General features: G+C 67.2%; 25 protein-coding genes. 13 read left to right on the top strand and 12 right to left on the bottom strand.

Annotated features, from left to right (window positions below):
* Positions 1–97: 97 nt before the first annotated feature.
* Positions 98–604: a hypothetical protein gene (locus ACFU5V_RS31310; protein WP_378433431.1), complete on the top strand. Its 507-nt coding sequence runs from the start codon at positions 98–100 to the stop codon at positions 602–604.
* A gap of 195 nt (positions 605–799) precedes the next feature.
* Here the strand turns inward: ACFU5V_RS31310 and ACFU5V_RS31305 are convergent, their stop codons facing one another.
* Positions 800–1,069, bottom strand: coding sequence for an ester cyclase (locus ACFU5V_RS31305; protein ID WP_378703751.1), 270 nt, complete (start codon positions 1,067–1,069; stop codon positions 800–802).
* 368 nt (positions 1,070–1,437) lie between these two features.
* Here ACFU5V_RS31305 and ACFU5V_RS31300 point away from each other — a divergent pair, with 368 nt between their 5' ends.
* The 7 genes from ACFU5V_RS31300 (at position 1,438) to ACFU5V_RS31270 (ending at position 8,294) form a co-directional block, all read left to right on the top strand.
* The gene (locus ACFU5V_RS31300; RefSeq protein ID WP_378703749.1) at positions 1,438–1,785 is read left to right on the top strand and encodes a hypothetical protein; all 348 of its coding nucleotides are present in this window, start codon (positions 1,438–1,440) and stop codon (positions 1,783–1,785) included.
* Between the two features lie 259 nt (positions 1,786–2,044).
* Positions 2,045–3,010, top strand: coding sequence for a thiamine pyrophosphate-dependent dehydrogenase E1 component subunit alpha (locus tag ACFU5V_RS31295; RefSeq protein WP_095863522.1), 966 nt, complete (start codon positions 2,045–2,047; stop codon positions 3,008–3,010).
* A gap of 14 nt (positions 3,011–3,024) precedes the next feature.
* Positions 3,025–4,056, top strand: a complete 1,032-nt coding sequence (locus ACFU5V_RS31290; protein WP_378703747.1) for an alpha-ketoacid dehydrogenase subunit beta — start codon at positions 3,025–3,027, stop codon at positions 4,054–4,056.
* 2 nt (positions 4,057–4,058) lie between these two features.
* Positions 4,059–5,591 carry a 2-oxo acid dehydrogenase subunit E2 gene (locus tag ACFU5V_RS31285; protein WP_378703746.1) on the top strand — a complete coding sequence of 511 codons (1,533 nt, stop codon included), beginning with the start codon at positions 4,059–4,061 and terminating at the stop codon, positions 5,589–5,591.
* 9 nt (positions 5,592–5,600) lie between these two features.
* Positions 5,601–7,010, top strand: coding sequence for a dihydrolipoyl dehydrogenase (gene lpdA / locus ACFU5V_RS31280; protein ID WP_378703744.1), 1,410 nt, complete (start codon positions 5,601–5,603; stop codon positions 7,008–7,010).
* Positions 7,011–7,081: 71 nt separating this feature from the next.
* On the top strand, positions 7,082–8,074 hold the full coding sequence (gene lipA / locus ACFU5V_RS31275) for a lipoyl synthase (RefSeq protein WP_378703742.1): 993 nt from the start codon (positions 7,082–7,084) through the stop codon (positions 8,072–8,074).
* Positions 8,064–8,294 carry a DUF3263 domain-containing protein gene (locus ACFU5V_RS31270; protein WP_378703741.1) on the top strand — a complete coding sequence of 77 codons (231 nt, stop codon included), beginning with the start codon at positions 8,064–8,066 and terminating at the stop codon, positions 8,292–8,294. The genes lipA and ACFU5V_RS31270 overlap by 11 nt, the downstream gene beginning before the upstream one ends.
* A 21-nt stretch (positions 8,295–8,315) precedes the next feature.
* Here ACFU5V_RS31270 and ACFU5V_RS31265 read toward each other — a convergent pair whose 3' ends face one another.
* Complete coding sequence (locus tag ACFU5V_RS31265; protein ID WP_378703740.1) at positions 8,316–9,572, bottom strand: GAF domain-containing protein; 1,257 nt, start codon at positions 9,570–9,572, stop codon at positions 8,316–8,318.
* A 127-nt stretch (positions 9,573–9,699) separates the two neighbouring features.
* Here ACFU5V_RS31265 and ACFU5V_RS31260 point away from each other — a divergent pair, with 127 nt between their 5' ends.
* Positions 9,700–10,479, top strand: a complete 780-nt coding sequence (locus ACFU5V_RS31260) for an acetoin reductase (protein ID WP_378703739.1) — start codon at positions 9,700–9,702, stop codon at positions 10,477–10,479.
* 104 nt (positions 10,480–10,583) lie between these two features.
* Positions 10,584–10,817 carry a hypothetical protein gene (locus ACFU5V_RS31255; RefSeq protein WP_378703738.1) on the top strand — a complete coding sequence of 78 codons (234 nt, stop codon included), beginning with the start codon at positions 10,584–10,586 and terminating at the stop codon, positions 10,815–10,817.
* 85 nt (positions 10,818–10,902) lie between these two features.
* On the opposite strand, the gene katG is transcribed toward ACFU5V_RS31255, so the two are convergent.
* The 6 genes from katG to ACFU5V_RS31225 form a co-directional block, all read right to left on the bottom strand.
* Positions 10,903–13,131, bottom strand: a complete 2,229-nt coding sequence (gene katG, locus ACFU5V_RS31250; RefSeq protein WP_378703736.1) for a catalase/peroxidase HPI — start codon at positions 13,129–13,131, stop codon at positions 10,903–10,905.
* A 37-nt stretch (positions 13,132–13,168) separates the two neighbouring features.
* Positions 13,169–13,612 carry a Fur family transcriptional regulator gene (locus ACFU5V_RS31245; RefSeq protein ID WP_087555081.1) on the bottom strand — a complete coding sequence of 148 codons (444 nt, stop codon included), beginning with the start codon at positions 13,610–13,612 and terminating at the stop codon, positions 13,169–13,171.
* 117 nt (positions 13,613–13,729) lie between these two features.
* Complete coding sequence (locus ACFU5V_RS31240; RefSeq protein WP_378703735.1) at positions 13,730–13,885, bottom strand: hypothetical protein; 156 nt, start codon at positions 13,883–13,885, stop codon at positions 13,730–13,732.
* Between the two features lie 176 nt (positions 13,886–14,061).
* A complete protein-coding gene (locus tag ACFU5V_RS31235) occupies positions 14,062–14,217 on the bottom strand; it encodes a hypothetical protein (RefSeq protein WP_167372170.1) in 156 nt (51 codons plus the stop codon).
* An 87-nt stretch (positions 14,218–14,304) separates the two neighbouring features.
* Positions 14,305–14,979: a response regulator gene (locus ACFU5V_RS31230; RefSeq protein WP_378703796.1), complete on the bottom strand. Its 675-nt coding sequence runs from the start codon at positions 14,977–14,979 to the stop codon at positions 14,305–14,307.
* Positions 14,980–14,996: 17 nt separating this feature from the next.
* A complete protein-coding gene (locus ACFU5V_RS31225) occupies positions 14,997–16,202 on the bottom strand; it encodes a sensor histidine kinase (protein ID WP_378703734.1) in 1,206 nt (401 codons plus the stop codon).
* Between the two features lie 151 nt (positions 16,203–16,353).
* Here ACFU5V_RS31225 and ACFU5V_RS31220 point away from each other — a divergent pair, with 151 nt between their 5' ends.
* Positions 16,354–16,776 (top strand): hypothetical protein, encoded by a 423-nt coding sequence (locus tag ACFU5V_RS31220; RefSeq protein WP_378703733.1) that lies wholly within the window; start codon positions 16,354–16,356, stop codon positions 16,774–16,776.
* Between the two features lie 24 nt (positions 16,777–16,800).
* Here the strand turns inward: ACFU5V_RS31220 and ACFU5V_RS31215 are convergent, their stop codons facing one another.
* Both ACFU5V_RS31215 and ACFU5V_RS31210 read right to left on the bottom strand, forming a co-directional pair.
* On the bottom strand, positions 16,801–17,580 hold the full coding sequence (locus ACFU5V_RS31215; protein WP_378703732.1) for a TIM barrel protein: 780 nt from the start codon (positions 17,578–17,580) through the stop codon (positions 16,801–16,803).
* Positions 17,581–17,585: 5 nt separating this feature from the next.
* Positions 17,586–18,641 carry a Gfo/Idh/MocA family oxidoreductase gene (locus ACFU5V_RS31210; protein WP_378703730.1) on the bottom strand — a complete coding sequence of 352 codons (1,056 nt, stop codon included), beginning with the start codon at positions 18,639–18,641 and terminating at the stop codon, positions 17,586–17,588.
* A 132-nt stretch (positions 18,642–18,773) separates the two neighbouring features.
* Here ACFU5V_RS31210 and ACFU5V_RS31205 point away from each other — a divergent pair, with 132 nt between their 5' ends.
* On the top strand, positions 18,774–19,799 hold the full coding sequence (locus ACFU5V_RS31205; RefSeq protein WP_378703728.1) for a LacI family DNA-binding transcriptional regulator: 1,026 nt from the start codon (positions 18,774–18,776) through the stop codon (positions 19,797–19,799).
* A gap of 12 nt (positions 19,800–19,811) precedes the next feature.
* On the opposite strand, the gene ACFU5V_RS31200 is transcribed toward ACFU5V_RS31205, so the two are convergent.
* Together ACFU5V_RS31200 and ACFU5V_RS31195 are read right to left on the bottom strand one after the other, a co-directional pair.
* Positions 19,812–20,177, bottom strand: a complete 366-nt coding sequence (locus ACFU5V_RS31200) for a VOC family protein (RefSeq protein ID WP_378429823.1) — start codon at positions 20,175–20,177, stop codon at positions 19,812–19,814.
* Positions 20,178–20,186: 9 nt separating this feature from the next.
* Positions 20,187–21,107: a LysR family transcriptional regulator gene (locus tag ACFU5V_RS31195; protein WP_378703726.1), complete on the bottom strand. Its 921-nt coding sequence runs from the start codon at positions 21,105–21,107 to the stop codon at positions 20,187–20,189.
* Between the two features lie 155 nt (positions 21,108–21,262).
* Between ACFU5V_RS31195 and ACFU5V_RS31190 the strand changes: the two genes are divergently transcribed.
* Complete coding sequence (locus ACFU5V_RS31190; protein ID WP_378703724.1) at positions 21,263–22,573, top strand: CitMHS family transporter; 1,311 nt, start codon at positions 21,263–21,265, stop codon at positions 22,571–22,573.
* Positions 22,574–22,607: the final 34 nt, after the last annotated feature.

Below are 22,607 nucleotides of genomic sequence, written 5' to 3'. Positions count from 1 at the left end.
GCGTGCGTTTGTAGGAGGGATCGCTGGGGCGATCATTCTGGTTCTGGGACTGTCTCTTCACGCGCCTGTGCCCACTGCTCAGGCCGAGTGTCTGAGAATGCCGTACTTCACGCCGTTCGGATATGCCAACTTCGATTTTCCCCCGCGAATGGTTGCGCTGGTGAACGACAACGAGATCGCAGTCGAAGGCATCGCACCGTTCGAGGCCAAGCCCGGGAAGACCGGCCTCTATCTGCCAATCGGCTCGCACACCAACTACATCGACGCATGCCAGGGCGTGTACTATCCCGGCGGCCCGAGATTGATCAGTAAGACCGGGAATTCCGTTGCAGTCGAGAATATCTGGCTGCGGATGGACGGCGCCTACGGGCTTGTGACGATCAACGGGGTCCCACAAGGCGAGCGGATGGTCGCCACCTACAATGTGGGTGAAATGATGCCGACGCTCATGACGCCACACGGCGGAGGGATCGGCCCCACATATTGGCCGTTCCGCTTCACCCCATATTTCGCGCAGGTCTTCAACGACACCGCCGGCGCCAACCTCGTCCAGCCCGGTGAGGTGTTCGCTAATCTCGACGCCGTCGGGAAGTTTGCGCCCTGATCTGACACGAGATCAGATGAAGCCCCGGATCGAGTTCGACTGCGAGATCCCGCGGTCGCCGGGTTCGTCTCGGCCACCGCGGTTCCCGACCGGAGAATGTCCATCGATAGCTTGCGTCGGACGATCAACCCGTGATCGCGAGCTAACGACGACGAGCGATACCCACTACACGGGTTGTGGCGTTGAAGGCCGCCTTCAACGCGCGATCAGCAATCGAACCGTCGGGCGGTACAACTTGATCTGGCGGGCGAATTCCATTTGGTCGTAGCGCACCGTGTTGGTGACGACCTTTCCGCCGGCGATGACGAAGTGGTCGAATCCCTCGAATTCGATTCGCCGACCGGTGGCGGCGACGCCGACGAAGGTGCCGACGTGCCGCCCGGTCAGGCGCCAGTGGACGAGGACGTCGCATTGGAGACGTCGTTCGGCGGAGGGATTGTTGTAGGTCGGGCTGCGATCAGACATCTTTACTTCAATGCAGGTTGACGCGAGGCACGCTGGCATGCAGCCTCGGCCCTGCGGAACGAGACACTGACACAACACGACCACGGCCGACTCCACGTGCCGCGGCCGGTCGGCTCCTATTGTCCTCCGCGCCGCCGGCGATGTCACCGATGATTCGCTGAGGGAAAGAGACGCTCCGGCCGACAGTGCATCGAAAGCTCTTTCCGCGCGCAGGGCGCAGCAGACGTGCGAAAAGATCGACGAGCATTCACCCGTCACATTGGAGTAGCTACATGCGGCGTAACGCAATCAGACCGCGCGCGATAGTCGAGTGAGAGCATCGACTCGGTCAGGGACGGCGGTTCGTCCCGAATGCGAATGGAGTGCAAGTGAAGCGGGCTATCGCGGCAACCGTCCTGTCCCTCATCCCCTTCGGCCTCTGCGTGTCGATAGCATCCGCCGATCCCGTCGATACCGACCCGTTCGGGTACAAGGACCGGACCTCCTATTTCGTCACCCCTGTGGATCCTGGAGCGTTCGGCGCGAACGCCGACAAGTCGATCATCCTGAGTCCGTATGGCACTAGCCGAACGATCGAGTGTGCGTCCTTCCATGGGCAGGGTTGGTGTCGCCAGTTCGACCACCTCGGCAATGAGCACAAACTCGATCAGGTGAAGATTCCGACCGGGTCGAGCGAGTGGGACTACCGCGGGGTGTGGATCTATAACCCGTTCTGACACGCGAGCCAGATTCTCCGTTCGAAGCCACCGCGGGGGGCGCGTTTGCGAACGGCTGCTTGTTTCACCTATGCCTTCGGTGATGACCTTCGCGTGGAGGGTCGCCCCATTGCAATCCGCTGCAACCTTTATTGCGCTCGTCATATCTCCCTACATTCATGACCCGGGTTACACGAGGCACGAACCGTTCCGGCGCCGCATCGCGATCGGAGGTCGGCCCCGAGGTAGCCGGCGACAACGGAGAAACCAAGGGAGTGCAATGGCGCTGAACAAGAATTCGTTACTGAGCGCGTATCGGAAGATGTCCGAGATCCGAGCGTTCGAAGACCGGCTTCACGAGGAGAACGCCACCGGCGACATTCCCGGCTTCATCCACCTGTACTCCGGTCAGGAAGCCATTGCCGTCGGCGTGTGCGAGAACCTGCAGGACAGCGATTACATCGGGTCCACCCACCGCGGTCACGGGCACTGCATCGCCAAGGGGTGCGACCTCCACGGGATGATGGCGGAGATCTTCGGGAAGGACGACGGCCTCTGCCACGGCAAGGGCGGTTCGATGCACATCGCCGACCTGTCGGTGGGCATGCTCGGCGCGAACGCCATCGTCGGCGGGGCACCTTCCCTCGCCATCGGTGCGGCGCTCAGTGCGAAGACACTGCGCAACGGCGGTGTCGCCGCCTCGTTCACCGGCGACGGCGGCTCCAACCAGGGAACGGTCTTCGAAGCCATGAACATGGCCGTCGTGCTCGACCTTCCCATCGTCTTCGTCACCGAGAACAACGGTTTCGGAGAGGCCACCGGCCGGGACTACGCCGTCGGCGCACCCAGTATCGCTTCCCGTGCGGCTTCGTTCGGCATGCCTGCCGTGACCGTCGACGGAACCGACTTCTTCGCCGTGTACGAGGCAACCCGTGAGGCCGTCGAGCGTGCGCGCATGGGAGGCGGACCCACGTCGATCGAGGCGATCGCGTACCGCTGGCACGGACACTTCGAAGGTGACGCGCAGCTGTACCGCACCGCGGATCAAGTTGCGGAGCTGCGCAAGACGAAAGACCCGCTGCTGAACTTTCGCAATCACCCGGACAGCAAGAAGGTGTCCGCGAAGGAGCTCGACGCGATCGACGCCGATGCGCGGGCCCGCGTCGACGACGCCGTGGCGAAGGCCCGGCAGGCCGAGTATCCGCCGTTGGCAAACCTTCTGACCGACGTCTACGTGTCGTACTGAGAGTGAGAACAGAAATGACAACGTCGAAGACGACGTACCGCGAAGCAATCAAGGCCGCGCTCGCCCAGGAGATGGAACGCGACGCGACGGTCGTGCAGATCGGTGAAGACCTCCGTGGCGGCCAGGCGGGTACCAATCCGGAACTCGAGTCCGGAAAACTCGAGGCGTTCGGTGGGGTGCTGGGTGTGACGAAGGGCCTGTGGACCGAATTCGGTTCCGACCGGGTCATCGACACCCCGATCACCGAGTCCGCGATCATCGGCATGGCAGCCGGCGCCGCATTGACCGGGCTGCGTCCGGTCGCCGAACTGATGTTCATGGACTTCTTCGGAGTCTGCTACGACGCCCTGTACAACCAGGCGGCGAAGTTCCGCTACATGTTCGGCGGCAAGGCCCGCACCCCGCTCGTGGTGCGCGGCATGATCGGTGCCGGATTCTCGGCGGCGGCGCAGCATTCGCAGTCCCCGTACAACGTGTTCGCCGCGGTCCCCGGCCTCAAGGTCGTGGCCCCGTCCAACGCATATGACGCCAAAGGCCTTCTCATCCAGTCCATTCGCGACGACGACCCGGTGGTGTTCTGCGAGCACAAGACCCTGTACGACCTGAAGGGCGAGGTTCCCGACGAGCCATACACGATCCCGTTCGGGGTCGCCAACTACACCCGGGAAGGTACGGACGTCACGATCATCGCGCTCTCGGCGATGGTGAACGCCGCCAACACGGCCGCCGACAAACTTGCCACCGAGGGCATCTCCGTCGAGGTGGTCGACCCGCGGACCGTCTCGCCCCTCGACGAGGAAGGCATCCTCGAATCCGTCGCGTCCACCGGACGAGTCGTGATCGTCGACGAGTCCGCGGCGCGGTGCGGATTCGGCCACGACGTCGCCGCACTGATCGCCACCAAGGCGTTCGGTTCGCTGAAGGTACCGATCGAACTGGTCACCCCGCCGCACACCCCGGTGCCGTTCTCCCCCGTGCTCGAACAGGCATGGCTTCCCAACGCGGCGCGCATCGAGGCCGCGGTACGCAAGGTGGTGACTGCCTGACCATGAGCGACATCAAGCTGATCGAAGTTCCCAAATGGGGCCTGTCGATGGACGAGGGCACCGTCACCGCGTGGTTGATCGACGAAGGATCGCCCTTCGCAAAAGGCGATCTGATCTGCGAGATCGAGACCAGCAAGATCACCAACGAGTTGGAGGCGCCGTTCGACGGCGCACTGCGGCGCATCGTCGCCAAGCCGGGTTCCACGCTGCCGGTGGGTGCGGTCCTGGCGGTGTCGGCGGACGCGGCCGTCTCCGATGCCGATATCGAGGAGTTCCTGACCGGAATCGGAGCGGATCACGTCCCAACGTCCGAGCCGGAGCGGACACCGGGCGGGCAGCCCACGCCCGCAGAGCCGCGCGTGACTACTACCCCGTCCGCTCCGGCGGCCCAGGAATCGGCGCGGCCATCCGGCACCACCGCCGTCCCGGATTCGCTACGGGGACGGACGAATGGCGACGTCTTCGCGACGCCGCACTCCCTGCGGTTGGCCGAGAAACTGTCGATCGACCTGGGCCGGGTGGCCGGGACCGGCCGCGACGGCCGGATCTCGCTCGCCGACGTCCACGATGCGATTCGCTCGGCAGGCGGAACCGTCGCAGAGGCACCGTCGCCGACTCGCTCAGGTGTGCCCGGACGCTCCGCCGAGGACGACGGCGCGGTCGAGGCGACGCCGGTGGCACGTCGACTGGCGAAATCTCTGGGCATCAACCTGCACGACTGCCGGGCCACCGGTTCGCGGGGGCGCGTCTGCGAGGCGGACGTCCGGGAAGCCGAAAGGGCGTTCCGACCGGTTCCCGAACCGACACCGGCGCCCGCCGGCGGTACGGACACCTCGCACGCGCTACCCGAGTTCGAGACGATCCCCTTCAACTCGATGCGCAAGGCGATCGGTCAGCGCCTGCAGGAATCGAAGCGCAACGCCCCGCACTTCCGGCTCACCGCGGACCTCGAGATCGACAATCTCCTCGCACTCCGCACGGAGATCAACGCAACTGTGCCGGCCGTCAAGCTGTCGGTCAACGACTTCGTGGTCAAGGCCTGCGCTGCGGCGCTGCGCAAGGTCCCGGACGTCAACGTCCAGTTCGACGAAGCGGCGCAATCGGTGCTGAGATTCTCCGCCGCCGACATCTCGGTGGCCGTCGCCTTGCCGTCGGGGCTGATCACGCCGATCGTTCGCGGAGCGGAGAGCAAGAGTCTGGCCGAGATCTCCGGTGAGGTTCACGCATTGGTGACCAGGGCCAAGACCGGCAAGCTGACGCCCGAGCAGTTCCAGGGCGGCACGTTCACCATCTCGAACCTCGGTATGTTCGGCGTGCGCGAATTCGACGCGATCATCAACCCACCGCAGGGCGCCATCCTCGCCGTCGGTGCGGGGCAGCAGCGGCCGGTCGTCGTGGACGGCCGGGTGGAGGTCCGTACGATGCTGACCGTCACGCTGTCGTGCGACCACCGCGTGATCGACGGCGCCCTCGGCGCGACGTTCCTGCAGGAACTGCGGCGCTTCGTCGAATCACCCGCGTTGATGCTGGTCTAGGGAGTGTTGATGACTGACAACTACGACGTCCTGGTGATCGGAAGCGGACCCGGCGGCTACGTCGCCGCCATCCGCGCCGCCCAACACGGACTCCGCACCGCGGTGATCGAACGGGACCGGCTCGGCGGCATCTGCCTGAACTGGGGTTGCATTCCCACCAAGGCCCTGCTGCACGGCGCCGACGTGGCGCACACGCTGGCGAATCTGCGTCCCCTCGGGTTCTCCACCAGCGGTGTCGAATTCGACATGGCGCAACTGGTCGAGTTCAGCCGTGGGGTGTCGGGGCGGTTGTCCGACGGCATCGGGTATCTGATGAAGAAGAACGGCATCGACGTGATCACCGGCACCGCGCGACTGACCGGAAAGGGTGTGGTGGGTGTTCGGGAGGACGGTGACTCGGCGTCGCCGCTCACCGAGTACCGGGCCGACCACATCATCCTCGCCCCGGGTGCGCGTCCCCGTTCGGTGCCCGGGGTGACACCGGACGGCGATCGGGTCTGGACCTACTTCGACGCGCTGGTGCCCCAGGAACTTCCGAAGTCGCTGCTGGTCATCGGTTCCGGTGCGATCGGCGTCGAGTTCGCGAGCCTCTACCACGATTTGGGTAGTGCGGTCACGCTCGTCGAACTGGCACCGCAGATCATGCCCGTCGAGGATGCCGCGGTGGCCGGCCACGTGCGTCGGCAGTTCGAGAAGCGCGGGATCGAGATCCACACCGGCGCCTCGGTGTCCGGACTCACCGTCGGCGCGGATTCCGTCGCCGTGACGGTGAAATGCGCGGACGGATCCCTCGAAGAACGGGTCGTGGAGCGGGTTCTGGTCGCCGCCGGCATCCAGGGCAACGTCGAGAACCTCGGGCTCGAGGACGTCGGCGTCGAGGTGGACCGCGGGTTCGTCACGACCGACGAGTGGTGCCGCACCACCGCATTCGGGATCTACGCCATCGGCGACGTCGCCGGCGCCCCGTGCCTCGCCCACAAGGCGAGTCACGAAGGCGTGCTGTGTGTCGACAAGCTGGCGGGAGCCCCGCACGTGACACCGTTGGACAAAGACTACGTCCCCGGATGCACGTACTCGAGGCCCCAGGTCGCCAGCCTCGGCCTCACCGAGGACCAGGCGCGGGCAACCGGACGTTCCCTGCAGATCGGACAGTTCGATCTGCAGGCGTCCGGCAAAGCACTCGCCATCGGTGAAGCCGACGGCTTCGTCAAGACCATCTTCGACGCCGACAGCGGTGAACTGCTGGGCGCCCACATGGTCGGGCCCGAAGTCACCGAGCAGATCCAGGGATTCGGCATCGCACGATCCCTGGAGGCCACCGGTGACGATCTCGCAGACGTGGTCTTCGCGCACCCGACGCTGTCCGAGGCCATGCACGAATCGGTCCTGTCGGCGCTCGGCCGCCCGATCAACATGTAGCACTCCCCGCCGAACCGCGGTTGCCTTCCGGCACTGCGGTTCGGTGGGAACCACCACCCAGGAATCGACACGTGACTGCCACACCACGAACACCGTCCGGGGCCGTGCAGGCTCCGCCCGGCCGCAAGCTGCTCCGCCTCGAGATCCGAAACGCGGAGACTCCGATCGAACGCAAACCGAACTGGATCAAGACGAGAGCGAAGATGGGCCCGGAATACTCCGAGCTCAAGGGCCTCGTCACACGCGAGGGTTTGCACACCGTCTGCGAAGAAGCCGGCTGCCCCAACATCTACGAATGCTGGGAAGACCGCGAGGCGACATTCCTCATCGGCGGGCAGCACTGCACCCGCCGCTGCGACTTCTGCCAGATCGACACCGGCAAACCCACTGACCTCGACCGCGACGAACCCCGCCGCGTCGCCGAATCCGTCCAGGCGATGGGACTGCGGTACTCCACCATCACCGGCGTCGCCCGCGACGACCTGCCCGACGGCGGCGCCTGGCTCTACGCCGAAACGGTCCGCCAGATCCACCAGCTCAACCCCGGCACCGGCGTCGAGAACCTCATCCCCGACTTCAACGGCAAGCCGGACCTGCTCGCCGAGGTCTTCGACTCCCGCCCCGAGGTCCTCGCCCACAACCTCGAGACCGTGCCCCGCATCTTCAAACGGATCCGGCCCGCGTTCCGCTACGAACGCTCCCTCGGCGTGATCACCGCCGCCCGCGAGGCCGGGCTGGTCACCAAGTCCAACCTCATCCTCGGCATGGGCGAGACCCCCGACGAGGTCCACCAGGCGATGGAAGACCTGCACGCCGCCGGCTGCGACATCCTCACCATCACCCAGTACCTGCGCCCCTCCCCCCGGCACCACCCCGTCGAGCGGTGGGTCAAGCCCGAAGAGTTCGTCGAGCACTCCCAGGCCGCCGAGGAGATCGGGTTCGCCGGCGTCATGGCCGGACCGCTCGTCCGCTCGTCGTACCGCGCCGGCCGCCTCTACATGCAAGCGAAAGCCAAACGCACAAATCCAGTTTCGCCACCAACGGAGATTCACCATGACGAATGATTCCGTCATCGACGACGTAAGGGTCGTCGAGTTCGCCCGCCGCTGGCTCCCCTACGGCGGCGGCACCACCGGCGATCTTCTCGTCGAATTCGGCATGACACCCGCGTGCTACCTGGCGCGGCTCGGCAAGATCCTTTCCGGACCCGTCGGTCAGCGGCTCGATCCACAACTGCGCGCCGACCTGCGTCACTTCGTCGCCGTGCGCTCGGCGCCACGATAGGCCCGAGGTCCGGCATCCGCGTCAGTCGACGATCTGCACTGCCACACCGTCCGCGAACCGGTAGGGATGGGTGGACAGGACCGGGCCGAGACTTTTCCGGAGACGGGAGATCTCGGCGCGCACGGCCACCACGTGGTCGCGGTCACCGAACAACGACACGCTCAGCGACGCGGCATCGATTCCGGCGGAACCGATTTCGGTCAGCACTCGCAGTATCTGCGCATGGCGCGGGGAGAGAGCACGGGTCCATTCCGTATCGCCCCGCACCGTTGCTCGCGGGGACTCACCGAGATCGAGTTCCACCTGGACGCCCGTCGGCGTGCCGGAACGTCGCACCAGCCAGCCGTCACCGAGCGGTTCCGGTACACACAGCCCCAACCCGGGCACCAAGAGCGGCGTGCCGGGGCCCGGAAGTGACACCCGGTCGGGGGCGGCGAGGCCACGGGCGTCGGCGACCCAGCCGTGCCGGTCCACCACGAGGGCCGGCCCGGCGGTCGCCCCCAGCACCGGTGCCGCGTGCCCGCGAAGCTTCTCCAGGTTGATCGTGTGCTCCTGCCACAGTGTGGCCTCGGCCAACCGCACCGCCGTTTGCACCAGCGCCACCGTCGTCGGGTGAACCGACATCGCCGAGCCACTGATGTCGACGACGCCGAGCACTTCACCACTCCGCGGATCGTGCACCGGAGAGCCCGTGCACGACCAGCCACGATGCGACCGAGCATAATGCTCCGCCGAGAACAGTTGCACAGGAGCATCTTCCACCAACGCCGTCCCGATGGAGTTCGTACCCACCGAGCTCTCGGACCATCGGGCCCCCTCCATGAATCCCAGGGCATCGGCGGCCTTCCGCAGGCCACGGGACCCTTCCCGCCACAGGACCACCCCGTCGGAGTCCGCGATCACCACGATAAAATTCGCGTCCTCCGCCACCTGAGTCAACGCGCTGCGAAGCTCCGGAAGAACCGCACGCAGGGCAGTACGCGTCCGCCGGGCTTCGACCTCGGCGCAGTCGGCCAGCACCACGTCCTCACAACTGTCGGGACTCACCCCGTCCGCTTGTAGCCGCGACCACGACCTGCCGACGATCTCGCGCGGCTGCGCCGGTGGTCGCCGACCCGACAGCACTGCATCGTGCACTTGACTCAACAACCGTGCGTGCCGGGGAAGATCCACCCCCGAGCCGACAGCGGGAAGGCGGTGCCGAACCGAACCGGTAGTACTCACACCTCGGAGCCTACCGGGAATGTGAGCGCCGAACCATGGCCGGGTTCGGCACATTTTCGTTGGGAGAGAACGCAATCGGTTCACAATTCGTCACAATGCAATCGGCTGCAACCCTTGAACAGTCACGGCCGGCGATGCTTGGCTCTCGTGTGAGCACGATCACATGAGAGAGGAGCTAGAGATGAGCATCGAGGGCAAAGTCGCGTTGATCACCGGCGCGGGCCAGGGCATCGGACGAGCGATCGCGTTGCGGCTGGCGTCGGACGGCGCCGACATCTCGCTCGTCGACGTCAACGCCGACCGGATCAGCGCGGTGGCCGACGAGGTCCGGGCGGCGGGTTGGAAGGCCATCTCGTTGGTCGCCGACGTGACGGACCGCGATCAGGTCCGGTCCGCCGTCGACCGGACGGAGCACGAACTGGGCGGCTTCGACATCATCGTCAACAATGCGGGCATCGCCCAGGTCGACCCGATCGCCGACGCGACACCGGAGGACGTGTCACGGATCCTCGCCGTCAACGTCGAAGGTGTGCTGTGGGGAATCCAGGCCGCAGCCGACAAGTTCCGGGCGCGGGGGCACGGCGGGAAGATAATCAACGCGTCGTCGATCGCCGGTCACGAGGGGTTCGCGATGCTCGGTGTGTACTCGGCGACCAAGTTCGCGGTGCGCGCACTCACCCAGGCCGCGGCGAAGGAGTACGCATCCGAGGGCATCACGGTCAACGCCTACTGCCCCGGCGTCGTCGGCACCGACATGTGGGTCACCATCGATGAGCGTTTCGCGGCCCTCACCGGTGCGCCGAAGGGTGCCACGTTCGAGAAGTTCGTCGGCGGCATCGCCCTCGGCCGTGCACAAACCCCCGAGGACGTCGCCGCGTACGTGTCGTATCTGGCCGGACCGGACTCCGACTACATGACCGGGCAGGCCGGACTGATCGACGGCGGCCTCGTATACCGGTAGGCAGGGCGTCCAGGAGAAGGCTGAGCGGTGGTGGTTTCGCGGCCGCAACCGCGGGTAGACGAGGTGGTGACGCGTCAGTGAGTTCGGGATGAAAGGGGGCAGCGATGGACGCCGGCGACCTCGTCGAACGCACCGCCCGGTTGCGGGCCGATCTGCAGGAACTCGAACACCGCATCAAGGAGTTGGCCGACGCGTTCGACCTTCTCCACAGCACAGCCGACGGCGCTTCGCGGGAAGGGGTGATCGACAGCCTCAGCGACGCCCGGCTGGACCTGAGCACCGCGGACAGGCACCTCGAGACCGCCGTGCGCAACGCCGAGAAACTGTCGGTGGCCTGACCGCCCGGCACCCCGCGAGCGTCTGCTCGCGGGGTGCCGGGTCAGGTGACGGTCGACCGGCCCGAGGGCCGGCCGACCACCGTGATCAGTCGAGGTCGAACCGGTCGAGGTTCATCACCTTGTTCCACGCGGACACGAAGTCCTGCACAAACTTCTGCTGCGCGTCGTCGGTGGCGTAGACCTCGGCGAGAGCACGCAGTTGCGAGTTCGAACCGAACACCAGATCGACGGCCGTGGCGGTCCACTTGGCATCGCCCGTCGCACGGTCACTGCCCTCGTAGACATTCTCGGCAGACGCGGCCCCCTTCCACACCGTCCCCATATCGAGGAGGTTGACGAAGAAGTCGTTGGTCAGCACCTCGGGCCGGTCGGTGAACACGCCGTGCGCCGTCTGCCCGAAGTTGGCGTTCAGCGCCCGCAGGCCGCCGATGAGGACCGTCAACTCGGGGGCGGTCAGGTTGAGCATGTAGGCCCGCTCGACCAGAAGCGCCTCGGCAGGCAACTTCTCTCCCGGCCGGAGGTAGTTGCGGAACCCGTCGGCCCTCGGTTCGAGCACCGCGAACGACTCGACGTCGGTCTGCTCCTGCGAGGCGTCGGTGCGCCCCGGCGTGAACGGAACCGTGATGTCCTGGCCGGCGCTCTTCGCCGCCTTCTCGACACCGGCGGCACCGGCCAGAACGATCAGGTCCGCGAGCGAGACCTTCACACCGCCGGACTGCGACGAGTTGAAGTCCTGCTGGATCTGTTCGAGGGTCTGCAGAACCTTGGACAGCTCGACCGGGCTGTTGACCTCCCAATCCTTCTGCGGCGCAAGTCGGATCCGCGCCCCGTTGGCGCCGCCCCGCATGTCGGTGCCGCGGAAGGTGGCTGCCGACGCCCAGGCGGTGGACACCAGCTGGGAGATGGACAGCCCCGAATCGAGGATCTTGCCCTTCAGGGCGGCGATCTCGCTGTCACCGATCAACTGGTGATCGACGGCGGGGACCGGGTCCTGCCACAGCTGCGCCTCCGGGACCCACGGGCCGAGGTAGCGCGTGACCGGTCCCATGTCGCGGTGCAGCAGCTTGTACCACGCCTTGGCGAACGCGTCGGCGAACTCCTCCGGGTGGTCGAGCCAGCGGCGGGTGATCTTCTCGTACGCCGGGTCGATGCGCAGCGAGAGGTCCGTGGTCAGCATCGTGGGGGCGCGTCCCGCCGACGAATCGAACGGGTCGGGAATCGTGCCCGCGCCCGCGCCGTCCTTCGCGGTCCATTGCCAGGCACCGGCGGGGCTCTTGGTCAGCTCCCATTCGTAGCCGTACAGGACCTCGAGGAAGCTGTTGTCCCACTTCGTCGGTGTGGGAGTCCACACGACCTCGAGACCGCTGGTGATCGCGTCCTTGCCGACGCCGGTGCCGTAGGCGCTCTTCCAGCCCAGACCCTGCTGCTCGATCGGGGCGGCCTCCGGCTCCGGGCCGACCAGGTCGGCGTCGCCTGCGCCGTGCGTCTTGCCGAACGTGTGGCCGCCGGCGATCAGCGCGGCGGTCTCCTCGTCGTTCATCGCCATGCGGCCGAACGTCTCCCGGATGTCGCGTGCGGCGGCGAGGGGATCGGGCTGGCCGTTCGGACCTTCCGGGTTCACGTAGATGAGACCCATCTGCACGGCCCCGAGCGGACCCGAGAGGTCACGATCGCCGCTGTAGCGTTCGTCGCCCAGCCAGGTGTCCTCGGGACCCCAGTAAATCTCCTCGGGCTCCCAGATGTCCTCGCGCCCGAATCCGAATCCGAAGGTCTTGAATCCCATCGACTCCAGGGCAACGTTGCCGGCGAAGACGAGGAGGTCGGACCACGAGATCTGCTTGCCGTACTTCTGTTTCACGGGCCAGAGCAGGCGGCGGGCCTTGTCGAGGCTCGCGTTGTCGGGCCAGCTGTTGAGGGGCGCGAACCGCTGGGCGCCCTGACCGCCGCCGCCGCGGCCGTCGGCGATGCGGTAGGTGCCTGCGGCGTGCCAGCTCATCCGGATGAACAGGCCGCCGTAGTGGCCGAAGTCGGCGGGCCACCAGTCCTGCGAATCCGTCATCAGATCGGTGAGGTCACGCTTGAGTGCCTCGACGTCGAGTTTCGCGAACTCCGCTGCGTAGTCGAAGTTCTCGCCCATCGGGTTCGACTTGGACGAATGGGCGTGCAGGACCGACAGCTCGGGCTGGTTCGGCCACCAGTCGCGGTTCGTCCTCGGGCGGTGCGCCGTCGGAGTGGGGGACGGGATTGCGGGGTTTTCACTTTCACTGGTGCTCTGAGTGTTTCCCTCGTGAGCGACCGGGCAGCTATCGGACACAACATTCCTTCCGGGAGAGACCAATTTGGGCTGTTGGTCAGGGTTTCGATCGAGAAGTCTGTGTTGTCGAGCAGTCGGGGCACAGACCCCAGTAGATGACCTCGGCCTCCTCTACGAGGAAACCGTTGTCGTCGGACGCGGTCAGGCAGGGGGCCTCGCCGACGGCGCAGTCGACGTCCGCAATGGCCCCACACGACCGGCAGATCACGTGGTGGTGATTGTCTCCGACCCGCGACTCGTAACGAGCCACGGAGCCGGCCGGCTGTATCCGGCGCACCAATCCCACCGCGGTCACTGCGTGCAGCACGTCGTACACGGCCTGCCGGGACACCCCGTCCAGAACCGTGCGCACCGCGCCGAAAATCGTCTCCGTATCGGCGTGCGGACGTGCGTGCACCGCCTCCAACACCGCGACCCGCGGGCGGGTCACGCGAAGCTCAGCCCCGCGCAGTAACGCTGCGTAATCCGGCATCGACGGCACCCACCCACTATGACCTACTTTTCTGGACTCAGTAAAGAGTTTGCGGAAACAATTTGCCGTGACTTCCACTTACATACAAATGGTGGCCCGATCATCGAAGAGTGCTCCGACAATCGGTCAGGGAAGCTCGAAGGTGACCACGACCGACGGAACCGAATCCGGAAAGGACACTCCGACGATGCCACCCGACGGCACGAGCGACAGTCCGCTGCCCCCGCCGCCGGTGGCCACGATGTGCACGTTCCACACGCCGTGGCGAATCGTCAGCGACACACCGTGGATTCCGCCGGAAGGGGATTCTCCGCTGTTGTCGAAGTAAGTGCAGGTGACCGTTTTGCCGGACTGGGTGCATTGCAACGGCAATTGCGCCGACGGTCACCGAGCGCGACACCCCACCCACGACACTTCGATACGGAACTGGCCCAACCTGACTGGCGGGGCCGACCCCGTCAGTACCAGTACTTACGTCCGCCCACCTTGCGGCCCAGCAGACCGAGGAGCAGGAGGAGAAGGCCGACGGCGCCGACGATGAGACCCGCGATCCACAAGGACGAGATCTTGACGACCAGGCCGACGACGATGAGCACCACACCGATTGCGATCATGGCCAATTCCTCTGTGAGAGTGGCTCGGGCTTTTGTGCGAATCCTAGGCGCAGGAAGCCGTCGACGTCAGGGAACCGCAGCGGCTGATCACGCGGGCGGCCCTCGATCCGAACCGGTGTCGCCCGGGGAGACGATGCCGTGATCGAACGCGTAGACGATGGCCGCCGCGCGATCGCGGAGATCGAGCTTGAGGAAGATGTGCCCGACGTGACTCTTCACGGTCACACCCGAGATGCCCAGTTCACGCCCGATCTCGCCGTTGCTGTGGCCGCGCCCGACGAGCGCGAGCACGTCGAGTTCCCGCGCGGTCAACTCGGTGAGGCGGTTGCCGTCCCCGTCGGACGAGGGCGCGACGGTGCGGTACGTGGCGAGAACCCGTCCGGTCACGGCCGGGTCGAGGCAGGCGCCGCCGTCGGCGACAGTGCGTACGGCGCGAATCAGATCCTCCGCCGGTGAATCCTTGAGGATGAACCCCGTGGCACCGGCGCGCAGCGATCCGGACAGCAGTTCGTCGTCGTCGAACGTGGTGAGCACCAACACCGGCGGCGGCTGAGCGGCCGAGCGGAGTTCGCGGGTGGCCTGGATGCCGTCGACCTTCTTCATCCGCAGATCCATGAGCACGACATCCGGGGTGTGCTCCGCCACCGCGCCCGGCACCTCCGAGCCGTCTGCGCATTCGCCGACGATCACGAAGCCGTCCTTGCGCCGAAGGATCCGGCGCAGCCCCGACCGCACCAGTTCCTGGTCGTCGACCAGCAGCACCCTGATCTCCGGGCCCGTCACGACAGTCCCGGAAGGTGACGGAGAATCGCCGGCCGGCACGAGTCTCGGGGCAGTGGCACCGCCGCGTGCACCGACCACCGCCCGCCGTCCGGGCCTGCGTGGAGGGTGCCACCGAGCAATGTGGCGCGCTCGCGCATGCCCCGCAGACCGGAACCGCGTGCGCGGCCGGGTGCCGGCACCCGGCCGCGGATCGGGTTGCGGATCGCCAGGGTCACGCGGTCCGCGTCGATCGTGAGCCGCACGTCGACGCCGGCGCCGGGTGCGTGCTTGGCGACATTCGCCAAGGACTCCTGCGTGATGCGGTACAGGCCGAGACCGACTGTCCCGGTCACCGCGGACAGGTCTCCGTGCAGGTCGAAGTCCACCGGGAGACCCGCGCGGCGGAAGTCGTCGATCAGATCGGGAAGGTCGGCGACCCCCGGTTCGGGGCGGGTGCCGGCCGGGCCCGCGTCGAGCAACCCGACCGTGCGGCGGATGTCGGCCATCGCCTGCCGCCCGAGTCGCTCGGCGTCGGAGAGCGCATCCACTGCGTCGTCGACGTCGCGATCCTGCTCGAGCGCGCGGCGGGCCGCGGTCAGATGGAGCAGCGTGATGCTCAGCGAATGGGCGATGACGTCGTGTACCTCGCGGGCGATCCGTTGGCGCTCCCGGGTGGCGGCCTGCTCCGCCTGGATCGCCTTCGATGCCCGCTCCTGATGCAGGAGGCGCAACTGGGTGAGCATCAGATAGCCGAAAGCCCAACCCAGTACGACTCCGGCGAGGGCGTACGCCGCGCCGTCGAGTCGCCCCGCGACGGCGAACGCCGACAGGACCCCCATCGAGCCGAACAGGGTGACAAGACCGACTCCCAGCGACGCCGTTGCGGCGACCTCGCCGGTGAGGATCACCAGGATGAGCGGGGCGAAGTCGAACGCGGTGTCGGGTTGCTGCAGGAGCAACAGTGTGGCCGCCGCGATGACGACGACGGCCAGGTACGGCCGGGGAAGCACCACCCCCGGTCGGATCATGTCTCCCGCAACGGGGGTCACTGCGGCGACCAGGCCGCACAGCAGCACCCACCCCGGCGGCACGAAGCCGTCGCGTTGCGCGACAGCGGCACCGGCGATGGCGACGACGGCGATGTGCGCGAACACCGGCACGGCGAGCGGGTAGTCGTACTCGCTCTCCGCGACACGTCGACGAAAGAATGTCGTCACCTGCACACGACCAGCGTAGGCGAAGAGCCGCCCCGGCCGCGTCGTCTCCGGAGCGGAGACAGCCTCCGCCCACGGTAGGAGACGGGAACGCGACCGTGGCACGGCGAAACGGCCGCCGCGGATCCGTAGCGTTGCGGGTATCAACGGAACTACGGAGGTGGCCGAGATGTCGTGGAACGATTTCCGTGCACGCCGGGCGGTACTGGACGAGGTCCTGGCGCGGGCACACGTCGACCCCGCACTGGCGTTGCGGTTCGACGAAGTGCCCGGCGCGATCCAGCTTTTCGGTTCGGCCGACAACATCCTGCTGGCCCTGCAGCACCGGTGGAGCAATCACCTCGCCGCCCGCCTCGACCAGGCCGTCGAGGACGGCACACCCGTGAACGCGGCGTGGCGTGCACTGGCGGGTGAGCAGCCGGCATTGCGCGCGCTCCTCGACACCGCGGCCGCCTCGTCCCTGCCGTTGCGCGGCTCCCAGCGCGACGAGCAACGGATGATCGAGGCCCACACCACGGGACGTGTGTCCGGCTCCGGAGCGACCGGCGGCTCCGCGCGCGACCGCCGGATGACACCGGTGTGACCGCGGCACGTCGCCACGGCCGGACTAGGGGTGCGCGAAGGCCGCCTCGAACGCGTCGAGCGCGTCGTCCGGGTCGTTGCGGGCCCAGCCCTCGAGTCCGATGACGCCGGTGTAGCCGACGTCGCGGAGGGCGGCGGCTATGGCCGGGTAGTGGATTTCGCCGGTTCCGGGTTCGCAGCGTCCGGGGACGTCGGCGACCTGGATTTCACCGATGTAGGGCAACGCTTTCCGGACGAGTTCGATCAGGTTCCCCTCGCCGATCTGAGCGTGATACAGGTCGAGATTCATGCGCAGATGAGGGCTGTCGACCGCCCGGACGAGAGCAAGCGTGTCGGCGGCGGTCGCGAACGGGGTGCCGGGATGGTCGACGGCGAGGTTGAGGTTCTCGAGCGTGAACACCCGGCCCGCCTGTTCACCGAGTTCGGCGACCTTCCGCAGAGTGTCGGCGGCAGTGAGCCACATTGCGGGCGTGACCGTTTCGACGGGACGAACGGGCAGTCCCCGGTGGTCGAGTCCGGTTCCGTGCAGGTTCAACCTCGGGCAGTCGAGCCGCTTCGCGACGTCGAGGGAGTGGCGTGCGGTGGTGAGCAGCGCCTCGATACCGTCGGGTTCGGTGAGGTCGCCCTCCAGATAGCCCGTCATCGAGGAGAATTCGGCGCCGCTCGCGGCGAGGGCGTCGACGTTCTTGGTGGACCAGTCCCAGATCTCCACCTGGAGTCCGCGTTCGGCGATGCGCCGGACGCGGTCCGCGAACGGGAGGTCGAGGTAGAGCATTTCGGCGCTGGCAGCGAGCGTGTACGTCATCGGGGTCACCGGTCCAGGTCGACGGCGGCGCCGGTCTCGACGCTGCGGATCGCGGCGAGTGCGATCGACAGCGCGGTGCGGGCATCCTCGCCCGTGACGACGGCCGGTGTGTGGGCGCGGATCGCGCCGACGAACGCCGTCAGTTCGCCCACGTAGGCGGTGTGGAGGAGGTCGGTGTCGCGGCGCGCGGTGTCGGCGCGCTGCCCGTCGGGTCCGTAGTAGGTCATGTCGGTGCTGAGCCCGCTACCCGCGGTGACCATGCCGCCGGAGCCGAACACCTCGGCGCGCACGTCGTATCCGTACAGCGCGCTGAAACTCGCCTCCGCCGTCGCGATGGCGCCGGTGTCGAATTGCACGGTGACGACCGCGGTGTCGAGGTGGCCCGCGCTCTTGGCGTCCGGCCGCACCAGGGCGTCGGCGATCGCGTGCACCCGCACCGGTCGCGCACCCGGGTTGAGGAAGCACAGGGTGTCGAAGTCGTGGATGAGCGTTTCGAGGAAGATGGTCCACTGCGGGATGCGCGCCGGATCGGCGGTGAACGGACCGGGGTCGCGGGTCAGCGAACGCAGCAGGTGCGGAGTGCCGACCTTCTGCGCGTCGATCGCCGCGCGGGCGGCAGCGAATCCGGGAGCGAACCGGCGATTGAACCCGACCTGCAGGACGATGCCTGCGTCCGCGGCCGCCGCGATGGCGCGGTCGGCGTCCTCGAGGGTGACCGCCATCGGCTTCTCGACGAACACGTGCTTGCCGGCCGCCGCGGCCGCGACCACCAGGTCCGTGTGGCTCCGCGCGGGGGCGGTGATCAGCACCGCATCGACCTCGTCGCTGGTGAGGACGTCGTCCACGGCCGTAGTGGCGAGCGGTGCGCCCAGTGCTGCGGCGAGATGTTGCGCGGACTCGCCGACCGGGTCGCTGACCGCGACGAGCGCAGCCCCGGGGACCAGGCGGGCCACGATCTCCGCGTGATTCGAGCCGATGCGTCCGGCGCCGATCGTCGCGATGCGGACCGGATGGGAAGCGGCCGTCGTCGAGCGGTCGGGTGCGGCTTCGGTGAGTGACATGAATGCGCTCCAGTGCGGTGAAGGGTGGAGGTAGAGGTGAACTAGTACGTTCTAGTTCTAGACCGTAGAACTCGTGAGATCATTGGTCAAGAGCGGCCCCGAACGCGGGCCCGGGAGACAGGAGTCGTGCACGTGGCCGAACCCGTGGCGGGATCGACCGGTGGCACCCGTCCGACGATGGGCGACGTCGCGCGAGCGGCAGGCGTCTCCACGGCGCTCGTCTCGATCGTGATGCGCGGGGTCCCCGGCGCCAGCGAGGCGACCCGTCAGCGGGTGCTCGAGATCGCCGACGGGATGGGCTACGTGCCGGACCGTCGCGCACAGAAACTGCGTCAGGCCAGTTCCCGACTCCTCGGCGTCGTGTTCGAACTGCAGCAACCGTTCCACGGCGACCTCGTCGAACAGATCTACGCGGCGGCCACTCGCCGGGGTTACGACGTGATGCTCAGCGCGGTCGCGCCGAGTCGCGCCGAGCAGGTCGCGGTCCAGGCGCTCATGCGGGAACGCTGCGAGGCCGCGATCCTGCTCGGCTCCCGGTTCGACACCGACGAACTCGGCGCGCTGGCCGACCGCCTGCCCGCCGTCGTCGTGGCGCGCTCCAGCGGACTGCCCGGAGTCGGCGCCGTGCGCGGTGACGACGTCGCCGGCATCAGCCTGGCCGTCGACCACCTTGCCGAACTCGGGCACCGGAACATCGCCCACATCGACGGCGCCGACGCTCCCGGCGGCGCCGACCGGCGGGCCGGCTTCCTGGCCGCGATGGACCGGCACGGACTGTCGGATTCGGCCACGGTCGTGGCCGGTGGTCCGACGGAAACCGAAGGCGCACAGGGAATGCACGAGCTTCTCGCGTTGCCCGCTCCCCCGACCGCGGTCGTCGCGTTCAACGACCGGTGCGCCACCGGCGTACTCGACCTGCTGGTCCGCCGCGGCCGGGACGTGCCGGCGGACATCTCCGTCGTCGGCTACGACGACTCCCGCCTGGCGCGGATTCCGCACGTGCAGATGACGACGATCTCGCAGGACGCCACGCAACTTGCCGAAGCGGCGGTCGACGGAGCGCTGGCCCAGATCGCCGGCAAGGATCCCGTGGATCTGGTTCTCGCACCGCACCTCGTCCGCCGCGCGACCACCGGCCCTGTCGCACACGGCGACTAGATTCGACGGCGATCAGGTCGACGACCAGACCCCGAGCTCGTTTCCGCTCGGATCGGTGAAGTGGAAGCGACGCCCGCCCGGAAAGTCGTAGGGACCGTTGACGACCACGCCGCCGGCCGCCCGCACGGCGTCCACCGATGCGTCGAGGTCCACGGAGTACAGCAACACGAGCGGTCCACCTGCCGGCTTCCGTTCGGGAACCTGCAACAGGCCCCCGACCTCTTCGCCGTCCGCTCCGACGATGCCCGCGTACTGCGGTCCGTAGGGGTTGAATTCCCAGCCGAATGCCGAGCGGTAGAACGCTTCCGCGTCCTCGAGGTTCGTGACCGGCAGCTCCACGTAGTTCAGCCGGTGATGGTCTGCGCGAGAAGGTGACATTCCGGAACTCTAGCCGGAATCAGCTCCTCGATCGGGAGTTCGCTCGGCGAGAAGCATGTTCACGAATCCGCGCGTGCTCGCCGTCTGCGGCCGGCCGGCGACCTGGACGAGGGAGATGGTGCGTTCGACTCTCGGTTGCAGGGGTATGTGGACGAGACCGGCGAACGAGATCATGGGAAGCACGAGTGCGGGAACCGCGGTGACACCGAGCCCGGCGGCCGCCAAACCCGCGACGGCGCCGACGTTCTGCGCCTGCATGACGGGGCCGAGTTCGATGCGTGCGTCCTCGACGGCCCGGCGGACCGGCGACGCGATGCTGCTCTCGGGGCCGAACGCGATGAACGACTGGCCGGCGAGATCCGACCACTGCAGCACCGGCCGGTCGGCGAACGGATGCGTCGGCGCGACGGCGCAATAGAAGGAATCGCTCGTCAGGACGTCCTGTTGCAGGCCGGGCAGATTCCCGGAGGTGGTGACCAGCGCGAGGTCGACCGTGCCCGAGTACACGGCGTCGAGAACCTCTTGACGTAGTCCGTCGCGGATCTGGAGTCGCACGTCGGGGTGCCGCTCGCGGAAGCTCACCACGTAGCGGGGAAGGAACGTGGCCGCGAGCGACGGCAGACACGCGACCGTCACGATTCCGCGGTCACCGGTGACGAATCGTTCGATCTGGGTGAGCCCGTCGTCGAAGTCGTGGAGCATTCGCCGGGCGTGCTCGATGATCTCGTGCCCGTGCATGGTCAGTTCGACGCGGCGGGTGGTGCGCTCGAACAGCGTGACGTCGAGTCGGCGCTCGGCCTCGGCCACTGAGCGGCTCAGCGAGGACTGGGACACGTCGAGGGCGTGAGCAGCCGAGGTGAAGCTCGCGTAGTCGGCGATCGCGACGATGTTCCTCAGGTGCGAGATCCCGAGATTGATGCTCATGTGCATCAGTATGGCCGCTACTCATGCGCCGAGCCATCACGATCACCCGTCGATCTGCGACCACCTATTGATGAGTTCAAATCATGAATTCATCGCACATTGATATTTGACGCGCAATTGTGAGGCGCGCGACACTGAGACTCCGATTCGAAGGAGGTCACATGGTTGCCGCACTCGGGTTCGCCACGATCGCGTGTTTCCTGGCGCTGGCGTTCAGCCGCCGGGTCTCGGTGCTCGTCGCGCTGATCCTCGTTCCCGTCACGTTCGCGATCGTGGGAGGGTGGGCACCCGACCTCGGGGAGATGGTGGGCGACGGCCTCCTGAAGGTCGCGCCCGTCGCCATCATGATCGCGTTCGCGGTCCTGTACTTCAGCCTGATGGTCGACGTGGGACTGTTCGATCCGGCGATCCGCCGGATCGTCCGGTGGGCAGGGGGCAATCCCACCAAGATCGCCGTCGGCACCGCGGTGCTGACCCTGCTCGTCGCGCTCGACGGCGACGGAACCTCGACCTTCCTGATCACCATCTCGGCGCTGCTGCCCATCTACCAGAAGCTCGGGATGCGCCCCGTCGTCCTGACCGGCATCGTCTGCCTGGCCGCCGGTCTGATGAACATGATCCCGTGGGGCGGCCCGACCGTCCGCGCCATGGCCGCACTCGACCTGACCAGCGCCGACATCTTTACACCGGTCCTGCCCGCGATGGGCGCCGGGGTCCTGTGGGTCCTGTTCGCCGCCTACATGATCGGCCGCACGGAACGGAAACGGCTCGGCGTCACCGAACTCGTGCCTCCCGGCGGCGGTGGCCCCGGCACGCCGCACGTCTCCGACCCGCCGGTGCGCACCGGCCGCCAACGGGCGGTGATGGCGTTCAACACGGTACTCACCCTCGTCCTGATCGTGATCCTGCTGTTCCAACTCGTGCCGCTGGAGGTGGCGTTCGCCATCGCCTTCGCGCTCGCGCTCGCCGTCAATCGCCCGAAGTGGGCCGATCAGCAGGCCCTGTTCGCGAAGCACGGCGGCAACGTCACCATGGTGGTGGCGATGATCCTCGCGGCAGGTGTGCTCACGGGGATCCTCAACGGCACCGGGATGATCACCGCGATGGCGCAGACGTTCGTCTCCTGGATTCCGCAGTCCGCCGGGTCCCTGATCCCCGTGATCACCGCGGTCACGTCGATGCCGCTCAGCCTGGTCTTCACCCCGGACGCCTACTACTTCGGCGTCGTACCGGTGCTGGCGGAGACCACCGCGTCGTTCGGTGGCGACCCCGCCGAGATCGGCCGCGCCGCCATTCTCGGCCAGATGACCACCGGGTTCCCACTCAGCCCACTGACCGCGGCGACGTTCATCCTGATCGGGCTGAGCAAGGTGGACCTCGGCAAGCATCAGCGGTTCATCTTCGGCTGGGCCTTCGGGACCACGATCGTGATGACCGTCGTGGCGCTGTTCACCGGTGCCCTCTCGCTGTAATCGTCCCCGACACCCCCGCATCCGTCGAACCAGC

This window comes from Rhodococcus sp. NPDC057529 (assembly GCF_042802055.1).
Lineage (GTDB): Bacteria > Actinomycetota > Actinomycetes > Mycobacteriales > Mycobacteriaceae > Rhodococcus_F.
Note: the sequence above shows the minus strand (reverse complement) of the source record. Positions and strands in the feature narration are given on the sequence as shown.